Genomic DNA, 17,338 nt, shown 5'->3' with positions numbered 1-17,338 from the left:
TAGACGTGAGGAATGACCTATGGGCTTGTTTGCGATGGGTGGTATAGGTATTGGTATCGGCGTGATGCCGATGATGGCGTTCAAAATGGGCAAAAAGCGCAACAAGTGCAAGCCCCCCTGCAAGCCTACGCCATGGCAGCCGACGCTGCCGCGGCCTTGCGCGAGTAACGTCAAGTTCGAAGGTAAAATCACCTACGGCTGATGACGCCCCTGGTGCAGTAACACAAACGCCCCGATTTTTCGGGGCGTTTGTATTTGTTGCCGGCGATGGATCTACAGCGCGCCGAACACTTTCTTCGCCAGGCTGGTCGCGGCGGCTGCCGGGTTCTGGCGGATGCTTTCTTCCTGTTGGGCAATCATCTTGAACAGGCCGTCCAGCGCTTGTTCAGTCACGTAGTTTTCGACGCTGTCACTCTTGCCACCCAGCAAGCCCATGGGCGCTTTTTTGGCCAGCGCGTTGTACTGCTGGGCTACACCGACCTTGTCCGTGGATTGCTTGACGATCGGCAGGAACTTGGCGCGGATCTGCTCGCGGCTGCTTTTGTCCAGATACTGGGTCGCCGAATCCTGGCCGCCGCTGAGGATGCCCTTGGCGTCGCTCACGCTCATGTTTTTCACGGCGTTCACCAGAATCGGCTGGGCCTGGGTCACGGCGGATTCGGCAGCCTTGTTCATGCTGGCTTCAAGCTGGGTGATCTGATCGCCCATGCCGAGCATTTTCAGGGCACCGGCGGCTTTTTCAAGCTTGCCCGGCAAACCGATCTTGACCTCGGGGTTGTTGCTGAAACCACCGGGAGCCCCCAGTTGCTTGACGGCAATCTGTGCGCCTTGGGTCAGGGCGTCCTTCAGGCCACCCGTGGCGTCGCCCTGGGACAGGTCACCGAGGGACAGGGCCATGGCGTTGGCGCCGAGCAGCAGGCCGGCGCACAGGGCGCTGAGGCGAAGAGAGTTACGGAGCATGGGCGCTTCCTTTTAATCGACTGGATCAGTGGGCAACGGCATCAACGCGCAGGCGAAGCGGCTGGGGATCCTGGCCGTTCAACTGCACCGAATGACGCTCGGTGGTAATAAACATTAGCTTGCCATCCAGCTCGATGCGAGCGCTGACCGAATAGCTGTGGCCAGGCTTGACCTGGGCCGGGTCGTAGCTCAGGTGGAAGGGCAGCGGCACCTGGCCGTTGACCGGGCCTTTCTGCTCGGCCAGGGTCACGGCGGGCGCATCGGCCAGGGACACGTCCAGAAGGCTGACGCTCAAGGTGGCGGCCGGTGGCAGGGCGATGCGCTGCAGGTAGAACACTTCGCCATCAAGGCTGGCTTTGGGCGCAGGATTCATTGAGTGACAGGCTCCCAGCAGGGCGGTCAGGCCCAGGAGAATGATCTTTTTCATGGTACAGCTCCTTGTCGACGGCGCCAGAAACACCCTGGCGCCCTGGTAAATCTAGCGGGTTTCGTCCGGCTCGACGTCTGGCGCGGGCGCTTCGTCGTTGCGGTGCAGCGCCACCTGGCGGATCGACAGGCGAATCTCTGCGGGCAACACCCGTTTGGCGGCGCCTTCGGCCAATTCGCCGAGCAGGTCGTGGTAGCTCAACTTGCCGGCTTCATCGCGGCGCAGCACATCTTGCTCGAGCAACGTCTGAATAAAATGTCGGAAAAGGCTCTTGTCGAAGAACTCCGGGGCATTCAGGCCATGCAGGATCGACAGGCGCTGGGCCATGACCGTGCACAGGTCTTCCAGCTCTTCGGCGCTGATGCTGTTCTGGCCGCTGTTAAGCAGCAGCGAAATGGCCATGTAGAAGCGTTGCAGGGTCTGGGCAATGCTCTTGGACAGCAGAGTCAGCAGCACAAAGTTGCGCGAGCTGGGGGCCGGGCGCAGGTAGATGTTGTTTTCAAAGCGCAGCAGGCCTTGTTCTACCAAGGCTTCGAGCCACTGGTCGACCACTGCGTCAAGTTCGTCCAGGGACCAGCGGATAAACAACTCCGATTGCAGGTACGGATACAGCGCGCGGGTATAGCGCAGGATCTGTTCGCGGCTCATGCGCGAACTGCTCTGGAAGAAGCTGGCCAACAACGCCGGCAGGGCGAAGATATGCAGCACGTTGTTGCGGTAATAGGTCATCAGGACCGCGTTTTGCTCGTCCAGATAGAGGATTTTGCCCAGGGCATCACTCTGTTCGGACAGCAGGTGCATGTCCTTGACGTGCTTGATCAAGGCCTGGCCGTCACCCTCGGGCAACGTGGTATGGGGCGAGTAGGGTACCCGGCGCAGCAGCGCCAGGTACAGGTCCAGCACCCGCGCCATGGCCTGGTCGTCCAGGGCCAGGCGGCTGGTGGACAGTAGCGCCAACGCCACCAGGTTCACCGGGTTGATCGCGGCGGCCTCGTTGAGGTGCTGGGCCACGCGCTCGCCGAGGCGGTTGGTGGTCTCGTTGAGCCAGGCGGGCTTGTAGTTGGGCGCCAGCTCCTGGGTACGCCAGTCCGGTTGCTCGTGGTCGAGGAACTCCGCCAGCTTGATCGGCTCGCCGAAGTTGACCGCCACCTGGCCAAAGCGCTGCTTGAGCGCGCCAATGACCTTGAAGATATCGAAGATCGACTCTTTCTTTTTCGTCGCCCCGCGCAATTCGCCCAGGTAGGTGCGACCTTCCAGCACCCGCTCGTAGCCGATATACACCGGCACAAACACGATTGGCATGCGCGAGGAACGCAGGAAACTGCGCAGGGTAATCGCCAGCATCCCGGTCTTGGGCTGCAACATGCGCCCGGTCCGTGAGCGGCCGCCCTCGACGAAGTACTCCACCGGGAAGCCTTTGGTAAACAGGGTGTGCAGGTATTCGTTGAACACCGAGGTGTACAGCGGGTTGCCCTTGAACGTGCGACGCATGAAAAACGCCCCGCCCCGGCGCAGCAGGCTGCCGATCACCGGCATATTGAGGTTGATCCCGGCGGCGATGTGCGGCGGGGTCAGGCCGTTCTTGAATAGGAGGTAGGACAGCAGCAGGTAGTCGATGTGGCTGCGGTGGCAAGGCACGTAGATCACTTCGTAGCCCTGGGCGACCTTTTGCACACCTTCGATGTTGTTGACCTTGATCCCGTCGTAGATCTTGTTCCAGAACCAGCTCAGCACCACTTCGAGGAAGCGGATGGCGGTGTAGGTGTAGTCCGAGGCGATCTCATTGCCATAGCGCAGGGCCTGGGCCTTGGCTTTTTCCGGGGTGATTTTTTCCCGCTCGGCCTCGTCGAGGATTGCCTGGCGCACCAGTGGCATATTCACCAGGCCCTTGACCAGGTTGCGCCGGTGGGACAGGTCGGGGCCGATCACCGCGGTCTTCAGGTTGCGAAAGTGTACCCGCAGGATCCGTTGGGCCATGCGCACCGTACGTTCGTGACCTTTATTGTGCTCGATCAATTCACGCAGGTTGATTGGCGCAGAGAATTGCACCCGGGTCTTGCGCCCCAGGATCAGGATGCTCAACAGCCGGCGCAGGCGCCCGGTGACTGCCCAGCTGTCGGCGAACAGCAGTTTCCAGGGGCTCGACTCGCTGGCCGGCGATTGGCCCCAGAATACGCTGACCGGGATGATCTGCGCGTTTTCTTCGGCGTGCTCGGTCAGGGTGTTGACCAGGCGCGTCAGGGTCGGCGGCGCGCCGCGCTTGTCCTGGCGGCCGAGCCAGTCCGGGTCGGGGGTCAGGTAAAAGAACGCCGCCGGCTCCATCAACGGGCCAACGGCCACCGGCAGCACCGGGCGCGGCAGGCCGGCCTTGGTGCACTCGGCATCCACCACGGCCAGTTCGGTCAGGGAGGGCGATTGCAGGACGTAGAACACCGGCCGGCTGCGGTCCAGGTTAAGGGTGAGGGACGACTGGTTGATCGTCTCCGAGCGAACCCAGAGGTACAACAGTCGGCGCAAGGTGCCAAATACCAGACGGCGGAACGGGGAGCGGGTCATAGGCGTGCTGCTTTGAGTGGAAAAAACCGAGCAGGCGCTCGGGCGGGTAGTGTGCCGTATTCGCCGAAAATCGGCAAAAAAGCAGCGAAGTAAAGTTGAGTTGATCGTTTTTGAGCCTGTCTTATACTCGGCAGTTCAATGCGACTGACTCAACAATAAAAACCAGTGGGAGCAAACAGATGACAACGCGCGAAACCGGCAATGTGAAGTGGTTCAACGACGCCAAGGGCTATGGCTTTATCCAGCGGGAAGACGGCAAGGATGTGTTTGTGCACTACCGCGCCATCCGTGGTGAAGGCCACCGCTCCCTGGCCGAGGGCCAGCAGGTGGAATACGCCGTGGTGACCGGCGAGAAGGGCTTGCAGGCGGAGGATGTGGTCGGTCTTTAAGGCAGATTTCTGCAACGCCGCTGAACCCATGTGGGAGCGGGCTTGTGTGGGAGCTGGCTTGCCTGCGATACAGGCACCTCGGTCTCTCTGTCAGACCACGGTGATGCTATCGCAGGCAAGCCAGCTCCCACACAAGCCCGCTCCCGCACAAACCAGCCCCTACACTGACCAGGTTGGGTCAGGCAGTTTTCCAGGTGATCTGTTCTTCACCATCGGTGCTGATCCGAATCCAGGTGTCGGCGCTTTCTTCGCCCTCTTCCTCGACCCACGTTCCCGGCGCGCAGCGCACTTCAACGTTCAGCGCGGCAAACGCCGCACGGGCGCAGGCGATGTCGTCTTCCCACGGGGTCTGGTCGCTTTCCAGGTACAGGCTGTTCCACTTGCCCACGGCCTTGGGCAGCCAGGTCACTGGCACATTGCCGGCCTTGCACTTGTAGGTCTGGCCCTTTTGTACCCAGTCGGTACACGGACCCAGGGCGGCGCCCAGCCAGGCGGCGATGGCCTTGTGGTCGACGTCGGCGTCCTTGAGGTAAATCTCGATATCGGGTTGGCGCATGGATGTTCCTCGTTGCGGGATTCGAAAATCCATTCGCGGATTCAGGGTGGGCGCGAACGCCCGGAAAAGTCGGTTATTGAAGCACGAAATAGTCGTAGCGCATCGAAACGGTGACCCGCAGCGGTTCGGCCTGCTCGATCACCTGGGCGCGGCGCTCGGCGCTGGCGCGCCAGCCGTGGGGTGTCATCGCCAGCAGATTGGCGCGGTCCTGGGGGTCGGCCAGGCTGAGCTTGAACTCCAGCACTTCGCTGTGTTGCAGGCTCATGCCGTCCGGTACCAGGGCCAGGTGCTTATCGTCGGTGTACTCGCGCACTTCGTCGTACAGGCGTTCGCGCAGCTCCATCAGGTGGCCGCTGGTCGGGCCAACCTTCATCAGGCCGCCGCCAGGGCTGAGCAGGCGCTTGGCTTCCTGCCAGTCCAGCGGGCTGAACACGCTGGCGAGGAACTGGCAACTGCCGTCGGCCAACGGCACCCGGGCCATGCTGGCGATCAGCCAGGTCAGCGTCGGGTTGCGCTTGCACGCACGCTTGACTGCTTCCTTGGAAATATCCAGGGCATAGCCATCAGCGCGCAGCAGGGCATCGGCGATTTGCGCGGTGTAATAGCCTTCGCCGCAGCCAATATCCAGCCAGCGCTGGGGTTTGCGTTCCGCCGCCAGTGCCGCCAGGCGCTTGGCCACTGGCGCGTAGTGCCCGGCGTTGAGGAAGTCGCGGCGCGCTTGCACCATGGCCAGGTTATCGCCCGGATCGCGGCTGTTCTTGTGCTGCACCGGCAACAGGTTCAGGTAACCCTGGCGGGCCCGGTCGAATCGGTGCCCGGCCGGGCATACCACGCCATGGTCCACCTCATTGAGGGGGGCGCTGCAAATGGGGCAGGCGAGCATCAGGCGAGCAACTTGATCAGGGTCTGGTAGTAGATTTCGGTCAACACATCGAGGTCGCTGGCCAGGATACGCTCGTTGACCTGATGGATCGTCGCGTTGACCGGGCCCAGTTCCACCACTTGGGTGCCGAGGGTCGCGATAAAGCGCCCGTCGGACGTGCCGCCGCTGGTGGAGGCCTGGGTCTCGCGGCCAGTGATGGCCTTGATGCTGGCAGACACCGCATCGAGCAGCGCGCCCGGCTCGGTGAGGAACGGCAGGCCCGACAACGCCCACTCCACATGCCAGTCCAGGCCATGCTTGTCGAGAATCGCCGCGACCCGCTGCTGCAGGCCTTCGACGGTGGACTCGGTGGAGAAGCGGAAGTTGAACACCGCCGTCAGGTCACCGGGGATCACATTGGTGGCGCCGGTGCCGGAATTGAGGTTGGAAATCTGGAAACTGGTCGGCGGGAAGAAGGTGTTGCCATCATCCCAATGCTCGGCGGCCAATTCGGCCAGGGCCGGGGCGGCGAGGTGGATCGGGTTTTTCGCCAGGTGCGGGTAGGCCACATGGCCCTGCACACCGCGCACGGTCAGGGTGGCGCCAAGGGAGCCACGACGACCATTCTTCACCACGTCGCCCACCAGGGTGGTGCTCGACGGTTCGCCGACGATGCACCAGTCCAGGCGCTCCTTGCGTGCCGCCAGGCGCTCGATCACGGCCTTGGTGCCGTGGTGCGCCGGGCCTTCTTCGTCGCTGGTGATCAGGAAGGCGACCGACCCCTTGTGGTCCGGGTAGTCCTTCACGAAGCGCTCGGAGGCCACCAGCATCGCGGCCAGGCTGCCTTTCATGTCGGCCGCGCCACGCCCGCACAACATGCCGTGTTCGTCGATCAGCGCGTCGAACGGGTCATTCTGCCAGGCCTGCACCGGGCCGGTCGGGACCACGTCGGTATGGCCGGCGAAGCACAGTACCGGGCCTGCATGCTTGCCGTGGGTGGCCCAGAAGTTATCCACATCTTCGATGCGCATCGGCTCAAGCGCAAAGCCGGCGTCGCCCAGGCGCTGCATCATCAGCTTCTGGCAGTCGGCGTCGATCGGCGTCACCGACGGGCGGCGGATCAAGTCGATAGCGAGTTGGAGGGTCGGCGAAAGGTCGGCGTGGGCCGTCATGGGAAAACTCCGAAGGTGTGTCAGGGCGCAAGACGAGAGTGAAATATATCCAATGTGGGAGCGGGCTTGCCCGCGATGCAGGCGCCGCGGTGTAGCAGTTGCACCGCAGCGATGCCATCGCGGGCAAGCCCGCTCCCACAAGGGGGGGGCAGTGGCTGCTTGAACCCATAAAGGGCCGTTATCTTATAGCAAAACGGCGACCAGAGGCCGCCGTTTAGTGCATTGCGCAAGTTTTTACGCAGCGGTTGCAGGCTCCGCCACCGCTGCCGGTTTCGGCAGTGACGACAGGAACGCCATGATCAGCGCCGCCACATACGGCAGCGATTGCACCAGCAACATCACCACCCAGAAGCGCATGTCGTTGCTCGGCAGGCCCTGCACCAGGTAGATCCCCAGCGCCGCGCCCCACAGCAGCAACATGATGAACATCTCCTCGCGAGCTTCGGAAATTGCTACCCAGAAGCCGTGGTTATCCGCGTTTTTCGGTGTACGAAAGAACGGAATACTGGTGGTAAAGAAACCATACAGCACCGCTTTGGCGATGGTGTGGGACAACGCCAGCCCGGCCAGGGCCGCGCAGAACGCATCCTTGAGGTTTACGCCAACGGCGCGGCGGTAGAGGAAGATGATCTTGCCGACCTTGAACACAAACAGCGCCAACGGCGGGATTGCGAAGATCAGCAGCGGCGGGTCGACCCGGGTCGGCACAATGATCATCGCCGCCGACCACAACAGGGCGCCGACGGTGAAGAAGATGTTCATGCCATCTGCCACCCACGGCAACCAGCCCGCGAGGAAGTGGTAGCGCTGGCCACGGGTCAGTTCGGTGTCCTTGCCGCGCAACAGGCTGGCGGTGTGGCGCTTGATGATCTGGATTGCGCCATAGGCCCAACGGAACCGCTGTTTCTTGAAGTCGATAAAGGTATCGGGCATCAGGCCCTTGCCGTAGCTGGTGTGGTAGTACGCAGCCGACAGACCTTTCTCGAATACCCGTAGGCCCAGTTCGGCGTCCTCACAGATGCACCAGTCGGCCCAGCCCAGCTCTTCGAGTACCGAACGACGGGTCATGGTCATGGTGCCATGCTGGATGATCGCGTCGCGGTCGTTGCGGGTGACCATGCCAATATGGAAGAAGCCTTTGTATTCGGCGTAGCAGAGCTTCTTGAAGGTGCTTTCGTTCTGGTCGCGGTAATCCTGGGGCGACTGCACCACGGCGATTTTCGGATCGGCGAAGTGCGGCACCATGTGCTTGAGCCAGTTGGGCGACACGCAGTAGTCCGAATCGATCACCGCGATCACTTCGGCATCCTTGGCGGTATGCGGGATCAGGTAGTTCAGTGCACCGCCCTTGAAACCGGCCAGGGGCGCGACGTGGAAGAACTTGAAGCGCGGGCCCAGCGTCTCACAGTAGTCGCGCACCGGTTCCCACACGGCCGGGTCCTTGGTGTTGTTGTCGATGATCAGGACTTCGTAGTCCGGGTAATCGAGGGCGGCCAGGGCGTCGAGGGTCTGTTTGACCATCTCCGGTGGCTCGTTGTAGCACGGCACATGGATAGACACTTTCGGGCGGTAGTCCGAATCGCCTTCAACCGGTAGGAATTCGCGCCGGCGCTTGTGAGTCCAGACCGCTTCCGCCAGCTCATGGGCCTCGGTCAGCAGCACGATAAACACCCCGAGCGCACCGAGTGCCAGCAGGAAACCCACCGTCAGGCTGAACCAGGTGCTGTATTGCTGACTGTAGTCGTAGCCGATCCATACCAGCACCGACCCGCACAGGAACGCGATAAAGGTCAGGAAGGTGCGGCCACGCTGGCGCAGGGCCGAGCCGTCGATCATCAGCAGGGTCAGCGACAGCAGCGCCAGCACCACCGAGCCGATGGCCAGTACTCGCCACTGCGGGATCGCCACTACCGGGCCTTCAAAGTTGAATTTCTGCTGGCGCGCGGCGTTGAACACACCCCAGTAGGCGCCGACCGAGCCTTCGTCACTGGCTTTCCAGGGTTGGTCGAAGGCTTCGATCACGAAGTAGTTGTAGCCCTGGCGGTTCAGCTTGTTCACCAGGGTACGCAGGTAAATGGCCTGGTCGGCCGGGGAGGCGTCCGCGCCACCGCGCATGCGACCGTTGCTCGGCCAGCCCACTTCCGACAGCAGCAGTGGTTTTTTCGGGAAGGTCTTCTTCAGATCCTTGGCCCGGTCGAGGACGAATTGCCCGGCCTGGGCCATCGGCACATGTTCCCAGTATGGCAGGACGTGCGCGGCGATCAGGTCGACATGCTTGCCCAACTGCGGGTTGTGCTCCCAGATGTGCCACTGCTCGGAGGTGGTCACCGGCACTTTGACGGCAGCGCGCACCCGGTCCAGCAGGACAATCAGCTCCTCAGGGGTGATTTCCTTGCGAAAGATCGCCTCGTTGCCGACCACCACGCGCACTACGCTGCGCGAGGTGTTGGCGATCTCGATGGCCCGCTGGATTTCGCGCTCGTTGCGCTCCAGGTCCGGGCTGATCCAGATCCCCAGGGTCACGCGCAGGCCGAACTCTTCCGCCAGCTTGGGAATATCCCCCAGGGTGCCGTCGACCGAATAGGTACGGATGTTGTCCGTCAGCTTGCTCATGATCGCCAGGTCCTGACGCATCTGCTCATCGCTCGGATACTGGTCTTTCTGCGGGTACTGGCCCTGCTGGAACGGCGAGTAGGAAAAGCCGGAAATCTGCTGGGGCCAGTTGGGAGTAGTGACCGGGCGGTTGATCAGCGCCCAGAAACCAGTGAACAGCGCGGCAATTGCCAGCACCACCACCAGGTTGAGTCCAAATTTACGCGATGACATAGCTGTTTCGGGTTCCAAAGGGTGTGGAACGAATGGAGGTGTCGAACGGCGCGCATCCTACACCGGCCCTTCCCTGAGCGTACAGCAAGCCAGGAAAAACCGGGCATTGGGCAGCGAAAGCGCTGGTAAGTTCTTTACTTATAGCTTGTAGCTTAGAACTTATCGCTGCGTAGCCCTATAATGCGCGCCGGTTTTTGGGGTAATGGTCATGAGCACAGAAGATCCACGGTTTGCCGGTGTCGCCCGCCTATATGGCATTGAAGGTCTGGAACGCTTGAAAGCGGCCCATGTGGCCATCGTCGGCGTGGGCGGTGTTGGCTCGTGGGCGGCAGAAGCCATGGCCCGTTGCGGGGTGGGCGAGATTTCGCTGTTTGACCTGGACGACGTGTGCGTCAGTAACAGCAATCGCCAGTTGCACGCCCTGGACAGCACCGTGGGCAAGCCCAAGGTCGAGGTGATGGCTGAGCGCCTGCGCGCGATCAACCCCGATTGCACCGTGCACGCGGTGGCGGATTTCGTGACCCGCGACACCATGGCCGAGTACATCACGCCGACTATCGACTGCGTGATCGACTGCATCGACGCGGTCAACGCCAAGGCAGCGCTGATCGCCTGGTGCAAGCGCCGCAAGATCCAGATCATCACCACCGGTGGCGCTGGCGGGCAGATTGACCCGACGCTGATCCAGGTGTGCGACCTGAACCGCACGTTCAACGACCCGCTGGCCTCGAAAGTGCGCTCCACCTTGCGCCGCGACTACGGCTTCTCGCGCACCGTGACCCGTCACTACAGCGTGCCTTGCGTGTTCTCCACCGAACAGCTGCGTTATCCCAAGCCTGACGGCAGCATCTGTTTGCAGAAGAGTTTTGTGGGCGATGGGGTGAAGCTGGACTGCGCGGGTGGGTTTGGCGCAGTGATGATGGTGACGGCGACCTTTGGCATGGTGGCGGCGACCAAGGCGGTGGACAAGATCGTGGCCGGAGTGCGCAGGCCTTCCGAGCGGGTCAAGCCCAACTGATCTCACTGCTGGGCATAAAACAAAATGTGGGAGCGGGCTTGCCCGCGATAGCCATTCTTCAGTCACTGCAATAGTGACTGATACATTGCTATCGCGGGCAAGCCCGCTCCCACAGTTAGTTTTGCGTATGGCTCAAGTCGCGCATGCGCTGCAAAACTGCATTCAGGCCATTGCTGCGCGACGGCGACAGCTGGCGGGAGAGCCCCAGTTGGTTGAACCAGTCAGGCAAGTCGACTGCCTGTAACTCGGCCGCCGAGAGCCCATTGACCCGCGCCAGCAACAAGGCCACCAGCCCACGAATCATGCGCGCATCGCTGCTGGCGGCAAACTGCCAATGGCCGTCCTGCAGTCGCCCTACCAGCCACACCAGGCTTTCACAGCCCTGCACCAGGTTGGCGTCGACCTTGCCTTCATCCGCCAACGCCGGCAGCCGCTCGCCCCATTGCATCAGCAGGCGGGCGCGTTGCTCCCAACTGCCGACCGCCTGAAAGGCCAGCAGTGCGGCCTGCGCATCCACTGGCAGGCTCATCGCAGCATGTCCAGTGCCTGGTCCAGCGCTTCAAAAAAGCGCTCCAGGTCATCGGAGTCGTTGTACAGCGCCAAAGAAACCCGGATCGCCCCAGATAAATGCAGGCTCTTGAGCAGGGGCATTGCACAGTGATGGCCGGCGCGGACCGCGATGCCCTGCTCGGTCAGCAGGTGGGCGAGGTCGGCGTTGTGTACGCCGTCCACCACAAAGCTGGCCAGGGCCACCTGCGGCGCGCCCAGCAGGCGCACGCCATTGCGCGCCTGCAAGCCGCGCAACAGGTAGTCATGCAGCGCCGCTTCGTGGGCGAGCACCGCCTGTTGATCCAGGGAGTTGAGGTAATCCAGGGTCGCCCCCAGGCCAATCACCCCGGCAATCGGCGGCGTGCCCGCTTCGAAACCCAGGGGCGCGGGGCGGAAGCTGGCGCTGTGGTAGTCGGCCTGTTGCACCATCTCGCCGCCAAACTGCCAGTGGCGCAGCCGATGCAGGGCTTCGGTGCGGCCATAAAGCACGCCGACGCCGTCCGGGCCGTAGAGCTTGTGGCTGGAAAACACATAGAAGTCACAGCCCAGGGCCTGCACGTCATGGCGCCCGTGGACGATACCCTGGGCGCCGTCCACCACGGTCAAGGCGTCGTGGGCCTGGGCCAGTGCCAGCAACTTTGCGAGGGGCTGCCAGGCGCCCAGCACGTTGGACAGCTGGCTCACCGCCAGTAGCCGGGTGCGAGGCCCGATCAGCGCGGCGGCGGCTTGCAGGTCGATCAAGCCCTCGTCGTCGAGGGGCAGCACCACCAGCGTGAGCCCACGGCGTTTGGCCAACTGCTGCCAGGGCAACAGGTTGGCGTGATGTTCCAGGGCGCTGATGACAATTTCATCGCCCGGATTGAAGAGGTGCTCAAGGCCATAGGCCAGGAGGTTCAGCGCAGACGTCGCGCCGTGGGTAAAGATGATCTGCCCGCTGTCACCTGCGTTGAGCCATTGCGCCACTTTGCTGCGACTGTCCTCGAACGCCTGGGTCGCATGGGCGCCCGGCAAATGCTGGGCTCGGTGCACATTGGCTGCGCCATTGGCGTAGTAATGGCTAAGGGCGTCCAACAGGGCTTGAGGTTTTTGCGTGGTGGCGGCGTTGTCCAGGTAGGTCTGGTCTTGCCGTTGCAAGGTAGCGATGGCCGGGAAATCGGCGCGCCAGGGCGAGGGCACAAGCATGGGATTGAAGACTCATATGAACCGGCCGTGCTGCAAGGCACGGCCGGCTCCGGTGGCATCGAGTCGCTGCTTAGTTGTGAGCGTGCAGCGCTGCGTTCAGTTCGATGGCCGACTTGTGGGTTTTGCACTCCACGGCACCGGTCTCGGAGTTACGGCGGAACAGCAGGTCCGGCTGGCCAGCCAATTCACGGGCCTTGACCACCTTGACCAGTTGGTTCTGCTCATCGAGCAGCGCCACTTTAGTGCCAGCAGTCACGTACAGCCCTGATTCCACGGTGTTGCGGTCGCCCAATGGAATACCGATACCGGCGTTGGCGCCGATCAGGCAGCCTTCGCCGACCTTGATCACGATGTTGCCGCCGCCCGACAGGGTGCCCATGGTGGAGCAACCGCCGCCCAGGTCCGAACCCTTGCCGACGAATACGCCAGCCGATACACGGCCTTCGATCATGCCCGGGCCTTCGGTGCCTGCGTTGAAGTTGATGAAGCCTTCATGCATCACGGTGGTGCCTTCGCCCACATAGGCGCCCAGGCGCAGACGCGCGGCATCGGCGATCCGCACACCGGCCGGGACCACGTAGTCGGTCATTTTCGGGAACTTGTCCACCGAGAACACTTCCAGCAACTCGCCACGCAGGCGTGCTTCCAGCTGGCGTTCGGCCAGTTCGCCAATGTCGATCGCACCCTGGCTGGTCCAGGCTACGTTCGGCAGTTGCGGGAACACACCGGCCAGGCTCAGGCCATGGGGCTTGACCAGGCGATGGGACAGCAGGTGCAGCTTGAGGTAGGCCTCTGGCGTGGAGGTCAGTGCGGCGTCTTCAGCCAACAGCGTGGCGACCAGCGGCTTGTGGCTTTCGGCCAGGCGGGTCAGCAGGGCGGCCTGGGTGGCATCTACATTTTTCAGTGCGTCAGCCAGTTGCGAGGCTTGGGCAATGGTGAAGGTGATCGCCCGGTTGCCTTCGGTGTAGCCAAGGATCGGCGCGATGGCGGCGACGATTTCGGCCGAAGGGTTGAGCAATGGCTGCGCGTAAAACACTTCCAGCCAAGCACCTTGGCGGTTCTGGGTGCCGACGCCGAAGCCCAGGCTGAACAGGGAATTGGACATGCTGTTACCTCTACAAAAATGAAGTGGCTGGCCTACTTGAGGGCCGCCGAATAACTTTCTGGCTTGAAGCCAATCAGGGTTCTGTCACCGAGATCGAGCACTGGACGCTTGATCATCGAGGGTTGTGCGAGCATCAGTTCAATGGCTTTCGCCTGGTCGAGATCGGCTTTGCGTTCGTCTTCGAGTTTGCGAAAGGTCGTGCCTGCACGGTTCAAAACCACCTGCCAACCGTGCTCGTTGCACCATTGGGTCAAGTGTTCGCGGTCGATACCGGCTGTCTTGTAGTCATGAAACTCATAGCTGATGGCATTTTCATCGAGCCAGGTACGAGCCTTTTTCATGGTGTCGCAGGCTTTGATGCCGAAAATCTGTAACTGATTGTTTTTATTGGGCATATTTCATTCCTAAAAATCTCCCCAATAGGGTCGCAAAAAATCAGCCAAGGATTATGCCACGTAGAGCCACTGCGCGCAGGCTACCTGGTCCAAAGGTGGGCAGGTCATGCGTGGGCTGCTTGATCCTCTGGAACCAGGCGGATTTCCACGCGTTGGCCCAGGGCCCTGGCAGCGCTGGCCAAAGTGGCGAGGGTCATACCCGAGTCATTTTGATCAAGGGCACGGTCCACGGCGGTTCTGCTGGTGTGCATCCGCTCTGCCAGCGCTTTTTTGCTGACTCGTTGGTGCTTCATCGCCTGCGCGATCTGCCAGGCGATGACACGCTTGAGGGCCGCCGCGCAGACTTCCTCGCCGAGCCCTTGCTCGGCGAGGAAATCATCGAAGTCAGAACCGATATGCTTGTTCATGTGTGGTACCTCATAACCTTGCCTTACGCTGCTTGGCGGTTGCCATGTCGTACGCCGGTGTCTTTTGGCTTTTCTTGATGAAACCGTGGAGTAGCACCATGTTGCTGCCGATCACCGTGAAGATAATGCGGGCGATGGTGCCCTCCAGTTCAACCCTGACCTCCCATAGCCCTGAATCGAGCTTTCGCACTACGGGCATGCCGATTGGCCATCCCAGTTGCACGGTTTTTATTTCTATCCCAATGATTCGCCGGTGTTCACGGGGCAGATCTATCAGCCATTCACGTACCGGCTCGTTACCTGCGTCAGTGCGAAAAAAGCTCACATGTAAAGTGAGTGAGTTTTTACTCATGTGCTGGAGTGTACCTAAAATGGTGCATTTTTCAATGTGTCGCTCTGCGGTCCGCTATCCATTGGTCTAGGCCCTGGCTGCGACTTATGTGCAACGGTCATCCAGCAGCATAGGCAGCTAATATGGCACTTCAAAGGCGCGTTGTTGCCTCAAGTGTGTCATTGCAAGTCGATTGTCCAGGAACCCCGCTTTATGCAAACCGCCTACACCGTTCTTATCCTGCTGATGCTGGTCAGCGTTTCGCGTCTGGTCGGGCGTGTTATCCCATTGCCGTTGCCCTTGGTGCAGATTGCCGCTGGTGCCTTGCTGGCGTGGCCAACCCTGGGACTGCACGTGGCACTGGACCCGGAGTTGTTTCTTTTCCTGTTCCTGCCGCCGCTGCTGTTCTCCGACGGCTGGCGCATGCCCAAGCGTGAATTGTGGCGCCTGCGCGGGCCGATCCTGACGTTGGCGGTGGGGCTGGTGCTGTTTACCGTGGTGGGCGCCGGTTACTTTATCCATTGGTTGCTGCCGAGTATTCCGCTGCCGGTGGCCTTCGCCCTGGCGGCCGTTTTATCGCCGACAGACGCGGTGGCGGTGTCGGCAATTTCCCAGAACCGCCTGCCCACGCCCTTGATGCATATGCTCCAGGGCGAAGCCCTGATGAACGATGCGTCGGGCCTGGTGACCTTCAAGTTCGCCCTGGTGGCGGCGTTGACCGGAGTGTTTTCCCTGGCCGATGCCAGCCTTACGTTTGTGCTGGTGGCGCTCGGTGGCCTGGCCATCGGTGTGGCCCTGAGCTGGCTGATGGGGCGCTTGCGGGCCTGGATGATTGCCCGGGGTTGGGATGACCCGGCGACCCACGTGGTGTTTATGTTGCTGCTGCCGTTTGCCGCCTATGTGCTGGCTGAGCGCCTGGGGGCGTCGGGGATTTTGTCGGCGGTGGCGGCGGGCATGATGCAGAGCTGGCTCGACCTGCTGCCACGCCAGACCAGTACGCGCTTGCTCAATCGCAGTGTCTGGTCACTGCTGGAGTTTGCCTTCAACGGGCTGATCTTCCTGCTGCTGGGCCTGCAATTGCCCGACATCATCAAGGCGGTGACCAGCCACGAGAGCATGCTGTGGCCGACCTTGTTCTATCGCTGCCTGGACGTGATCGCGATCTTCCTGGTGCTGCTGGTGCTGCGGTTTATCTGGGTGCAGAGCATCTGGCGCCTGTCCGGCCTTCTACGCCGCCTGCGCGGCAAAAGCGAGCTGACCCTGGTGCCAACGGCCCGATCCTGCTGGCTATTGACCGTCGGCGGGGTGCGCGGGGCGGTGACCCTGGCCGGTGTGATGTCGGTGCCGTTGCTGTTCGCCCCCGGCCAGGCATTTCCAGAGCGCGACCTGCTGATTTTCATTGCCGCCGGGGTCATCCTGTTGTCGTTGGTGGCCGCCTGTATTGCCTTGCCCCTGTTGCTGCGGGGCATCGAGAAGAGTCCCGATGACAAGCGCCGCGGCGAGGTGCGCGATGCCTGGAGGAAAACCGCCGAGGCCGCGATTCATGCCCTTGAGGTGGAGGAGGCGGCAGAGGCGCCCCTGGACGCGGCCCAGGCTGCGCTGGCAGCGGAGCTCAAGGCGCGGATCATGTCGGAATATCGCCATCAACTGGAGGTGTTCAATGACTCGGCCGAAGCCCAGGCGCTGGCGCTGCAGATGGATCAACTGGAGCGCAAGCTGCGGCTCAAGGCCCTGCGCGCGCAACGCCTGGAATTGTATAGCCTGAGCCGTCACCACCAGATTGGTGATGACGTGCTGCGCGAAGTGCTGGCGGACCTGGATATGAGCGAAGCCAACCTGGGCACGCAGAAGTAGGCCTGTGCGGTGCCGTCAGCTCACCCCGGGGATATTCGGCCGGTATAGCCTCCTGATGGCCTCCTGGTCACCCGGCGACAGAAAGAAGTTTTCCGAGGTGCCATGCCCCTTGCGGCTCAAGTGTGCGGGAAAGGGGTAATGCATCACAGACTGTGGATCGTAGGCTGTGCTCTGCACGTCGGGACCTGTGAGTGGGGCGAGTATTTGTTCCTGGACCAGTTCTGCGGGGAAACGCTCACTGACGAAATAGTCACGCACCGCCTGCTCGTCCCAATCCAAGGTGCTTTGCGGGTGCTGGTGTTCATGCAGTAAGCCCAGGGCATGGCCGAATTCGTGCAAGGCATGAGTGCGTAACTGCTTGGAGTTATCAGTTCGGTCCAGGTGCAGGGTGGGCTGGTCTTCATCGACCAGCAAGGCGTCGGTACCGATGACCGACCAACTGCCGGTAAAACCCTCGTCGTCGGAGACACGAATATCGCCGCGTTTGCCCTCGACGATTTCAAACTGCAGGCCGGGCGTGTGATGGGCCCACTCTTTTAGTGCATCGATGACCAGGGCTTGGCTTTTCTTGTTTGCCAGGTCCAGGCTCACCGTGATAACGCCTGGCGACCAGCGTTTTGAGCTGTCTGCGACACCTCTTTTGTTGCGCGCTGTGCGGTCGGCCGGCGAGTTGTCGCTGGAGGGTGCGAATTGTTGGATAGGGATGTTGGGGAATAACGGGGTTACTTGGCTCATGGACTCTACTCATG

The 17,338-nt window shown here is 61.7% G+C and carries 18 protein-coding genes; 4 read left to right on the top strand and 14 right to left on the bottom strand.

All coding sequences use genetic code 11. From position 1 onward, the window contains the following. Window positions 1-19 precede the first annotated feature (19 nt). A complete protein-coding gene (locus HBO11_RS25610; RefSeq protein ID WP_169955720.1) occupies window positions 20-202 on the top strand; it encodes a hypothetical protein in 183 nt (60 codons plus the stop codon). 71 nt (window positions 203-273) lie between these two features. Here the strand turns inward: HBO11_RS25610 and HBO11_RS25605 are convergent, their stop codons facing one another. Genes HBO11_RS25605 through plsB form a run of 3 tightly spaced genes read right to left on the bottom strand, consistent with a single transcriptional unit; the run spans window position 274 to window position 3,943 of the window. Beyond that, window positions 274-960, bottom strand: coding sequence for a DUF4197 domain-containing protein (locus HBO11_RS25605; RefSeq protein WP_169955721.1), 687 nt, complete (start codon window positions 958-960; stop codon window positions 274-276). Window positions 961-985: 25 nt separating this feature from the next. Further along, window positions 986-1,387, bottom strand: a complete 402-nt coding sequence (locus HBO11_RS25600; RefSeq protein ID WP_169955722.1) for a YbaY family lipoprotein — start codon at window positions 1,385-1,387, stop codon at window positions 986-988. Between the two features lie 51 nt (window positions 1,388-1,438). Then, the gene (gene plsB, locus HBO11_RS25595; RefSeq protein WP_169955723.1) at window positions 1,439-3,943 is read right to left on the bottom strand and encodes a glycerol-3-phosphate 1-O-acyltransferase PlsB; all 2,505 of its coding nucleotides are present in this window, start codon (window positions 3,941-3,943) and stop codon (window positions 1,439-1,441) included. A 179-nt stretch (window positions 3,944-4,122) separates the two neighbouring features. Between plsB and HBO11_RS25590 the strand changes: the two genes are divergently transcribed. Beyond that, window positions 4,123-4,332: a cold-shock protein gene (locus HBO11_RS25590; RefSeq protein WP_003189131.1), complete on the top strand. Its 210-nt coding sequence runs from the start codon at window positions 4,123-4,125 to the stop codon at window positions 4,330-4,332. Between the two features lie 178 nt (window positions 4,333-4,510). Here HBO11_RS25590 and HBO11_RS25585 read toward each other — a convergent pair whose 3' ends face one another. From HBO11_RS25585 to HBO11_RS25570, 4 genes are all read right to left on the bottom strand, one after another. Then, on the bottom strand, window positions 4,511-4,888 hold the full coding sequence (locus HBO11_RS25585) for a hypothetical protein (RefSeq protein ID WP_029300131.1): 378 nt from the start codon (window positions 4,886-4,888) through the stop codon (window positions 4,511-4,513). A 73-nt stretch (window positions 4,889-4,961) separates the two neighbouring features. Next, window positions 4,962-5,771 (bottom strand): putative RNA methyltransferase, encoded by an 810-nt coding sequence (locus tag HBO11_RS25580; RefSeq protein WP_169955724.1) that lies wholly within the window; start codon window positions 5,769-5,771, stop codon window positions 4,962-4,964. Next, entirely contained in the window at window positions 5,771-6,922 is a 1,152-nt protein-coding gene (gene dapE, locus HBO11_RS25575) for a succinyl-diaminopimelate desuccinylase (RefSeq protein ID WP_169955725.1), read from the bottom strand. The genes HBO11_RS25580 and dapE overlap by 1 nt, the downstream gene beginning before the upstream one ends. Window positions 6,923-7,156: 234 nt before the next feature. Further along, complete coding sequence (locus HBO11_RS25570) at window positions 7,157-9,748, bottom strand: glycosyltransferase (RefSeq protein ID WP_169955726.1); 2,592 nt, start codon at window positions 9,746-9,748, stop codon at window positions 7,157-7,159. 202 nt (window positions 9,749-9,950) lie between these two features. On the opposite strand from HBO11_RS25570, the gene tcdA reads away from it, so the two are divergent. After that, window positions 9,951-10,766, top strand: a complete 816-nt coding sequence (gene tcdA / locus HBO11_RS25565) for a tRNA cyclic N6-threonylcarbamoyladenosine(37) synthase TcdA (protein WP_169955727.1) — start codon at window positions 9,951-9,953, stop codon at window positions 10,764-10,766. A 115-nt stretch (window positions 10,767-10,881) separates the two neighbouring features. On the opposite strand, the gene HBO11_RS25560 is transcribed toward tcdA, so the two are convergent. From HBO11_RS25560 to HBO11_RS25535, 6 genes are all read right to left on the bottom strand, one after another. After that, a complete protein-coding gene (locus HBO11_RS25560) occupies window positions 10,882-11,295 on the bottom strand; it encodes a SufE family protein (protein WP_169955728.1) in 414 nt (137 codons plus the stop codon). Continuing rightward, entirely contained in the window at window positions 11,292-12,497 is a 1,206-nt protein-coding gene (locus HBO11_RS25555) for a cysteine desulfurase (protein ID WP_169955729.1), read from the bottom strand. Before HBO11_RS25555 ends, HBO11_RS25560 begins: the two co-directional genes overlap by 4 nt. Before the next feature lie 70 nt (window positions 12,498-12,567). Further along, window positions 12,568-13,602 carry a 2,3,4,5-tetrahydropyridine-2,6-dicarboxylate N-succinyltransferase gene (gene dapD, locus HBO11_RS25550; RefSeq protein WP_169955730.1) on the bottom strand — a complete coding sequence of 345 codons (1,035 nt, stop codon included), beginning with the start codon at window positions 13,600-13,602 and terminating at the stop codon, window positions 12,568-12,570. Between the two features lie 32 nt (window positions 13,603-13,634). After that, complete coding sequence (locus tag HBO11_RS25545; protein ID WP_169955731.1) at window positions 13,635-13,997, bottom strand: ArsC family reductase; 363 nt, start codon at window positions 13,995-13,997, stop codon at window positions 13,635-13,637. 104 nt (window positions 13,998-14,101) lie between these two features. Then, the gene (locus HBO11_RS25540; RefSeq protein WP_070995736.1) at window positions 14,102-14,404 is read right to left on the bottom strand and encodes an XRE family transcriptional regulator; all 303 of its coding nucleotides are present in this window, start codon (window positions 14,402-14,404) and stop codon (window positions 14,102-14,104) included. 10 nt (window positions 14,405-14,414) lie between these two features. Further along, window positions 14,415-14,756 carry a type II toxin-antitoxin system RelE/ParE family toxin gene (locus HBO11_RS25535; protein WP_169955732.1) on the bottom strand — a complete coding sequence of 114 codons (342 nt, stop codon included), beginning with the start codon at window positions 14,754-14,756 and terminating at the stop codon, window positions 14,415-14,417. A 192-nt stretch (window positions 14,757-14,948) separates the two neighbouring features. Between HBO11_RS25535 and HBO11_RS25530 the strand changes: the two genes are divergently transcribed. Then, on the top strand, window positions 14,949-16,589 hold the full coding sequence (locus HBO11_RS25530) for a Na+/H+ antiporter (protein ID WP_169955733.1): 1,641 nt from the start codon (window positions 14,949-14,951) through the stop codon (window positions 16,587-16,589). 15 nt (window positions 16,590-16,604) lie between these two features. On the opposite strand, the gene HBO11_RS25525 is transcribed toward HBO11_RS25530, so the two are convergent. Beyond that, entirely contained in the window at window positions 16,605-17,324 is a 720-nt protein-coding gene (locus tag HBO11_RS25525; RefSeq protein ID WP_169955734.1) for a matrixin family metalloprotease, read from the bottom strand. Between the last annotated feature and the right edge of the window lie 14 nt (window positions 17,325-17,338).

Source organism: Pseudomonas sp. WS 5010 (assembly GCF_012985565.1).
In the GTDB taxonomy this organism is placed as follows: Bacteria; Pseudomonadota; Gammaproteobacteria; order Pseudomonadales; family Pseudomonadaceae; genus Aquipseudomonas.
This window is presented reverse-complemented; position numbering and strand designations above follow the sequence as displayed.

Bases quoted from the DNA above. Each gene is read 5' to 3' on its own strand.
- dapE (WP_169955725.1), bottom strand. From the start codon at position 6,922: ATGACGGCCCACGCCGACCTTTCGCCGACCCTCCAACTCGCTATCGAC.
- HBO11_RS25585 (WP_029300131.1), bottom strand. From the start codon at position 4,888: ATGCGCCAACCCGATATCGAGATTTACCTCAAGGACGCCGACGTCGAC.
- HBO11_RS25580 (WP_169955724.1), bottom strand. From the start codon at position 5,771: ATGCTCGCCTGCCCCATTTGCAGCGCCCCCCTCAATGAGGTGGACCAT.
- HBO11_RS25555 (WP_169955729.1), bottom strand. From the start codon at position 12,497: ATGCTTGTGCCCTCGCCCTGGCGCGCCGATTTCCCGGCCATCGCTACC.
- HBO11_RS25545 (WP_169955731.1), bottom strand. From the start codon at position 13,997: ATGCCCAATAAAAACAATCAGTTACAGATTTTCGGCATCAAAGCCTGC.
- HBO11_RS25610 (WP_169955720.1), top strand. From the start codon at position 20: ATGGGCTTGTTTGCGATGGGTGGTATAGGTATTGGTATCGGCGTGATG.
- HBO11_RS25540 (WP_070995736.1), bottom strand. From the start codon at position 14,404: ATGAACAAGCATATCGGTTCTGACTTCGATGATTTCCTCGCCGAGCAA.
- HBO11_RS25590 (WP_003189131.1), top strand. From the start codon at position 4,123: ATGACAACGCGCGAAACCGGCAATGTGAAGTGGTTCAACGACGCCAAG.
- HBO11_RS25600 (WP_169955722.1), bottom strand. From the start codon at position 1,387: ATGAAAAAGATCATTCTCCTGGGCCTGACCGCCCTGCTGGGAGCCTGT.
- HBO11_RS25535 (WP_169955732.1), bottom strand. From the start codon at position 14,756: ATGAGTAAAAACTCACTCACTTTACATGTGAGCTTTTTTCGCACTGAC.
- tcdA (WP_169955727.1), top strand. From the start codon at position 9,951: ATGGTCATGAGCACAGAAGATCCACGGTTTGCCGGTGTCGCCCGCCTA.
- plsB (WP_169955723.1), bottom strand. From the start codon at position 3,943: ATGACCCGCTCCCCGTTCCGCCGTCTGGTATTTGGCACCTTGCGCCGA.
- HBO11_RS25530 (WP_169955733.1), top strand. From the start codon at position 14,949: ATGCAAACCGCCTACACCGTTCTTATCCTGCTGATGCTGGTCAGCGTT.
- HBO11_RS25570 (WP_169955726.1), bottom strand. From the start codon at position 9,748: ATGTCATCGCGTAAATTTGGACTCAACCTGGTGGTGGTGCTGGCAATT.
- HBO11_RS25560 (WP_169955728.1), bottom strand. From the start codon at position 11,295: ATGAGCCTGCCAGTGGATGCGCAGGCCGCACTGCTGGCCTTTCAGGCG.
- dapD (WP_169955730.1), bottom strand. From the start codon at position 13,602: ATGTCCAATTCCCTGTTCAGCCTGGGCTTCGGCGTCGGCACCCAGAAC.
- HBO11_RS25525 (WP_169955734.1), bottom strand. From the start codon at position 17,324: ATGAGCCAAGTAACCCCGTTATTCCCCAACATCCCTATCCAACAATTC.
- HBO11_RS25605 (WP_169955721.1), bottom strand. From the start codon at position 960: ATGCTCCGTAACTCTCTTCGCCTCAGCGCCCTGTGCGCCGGCCTGCTG.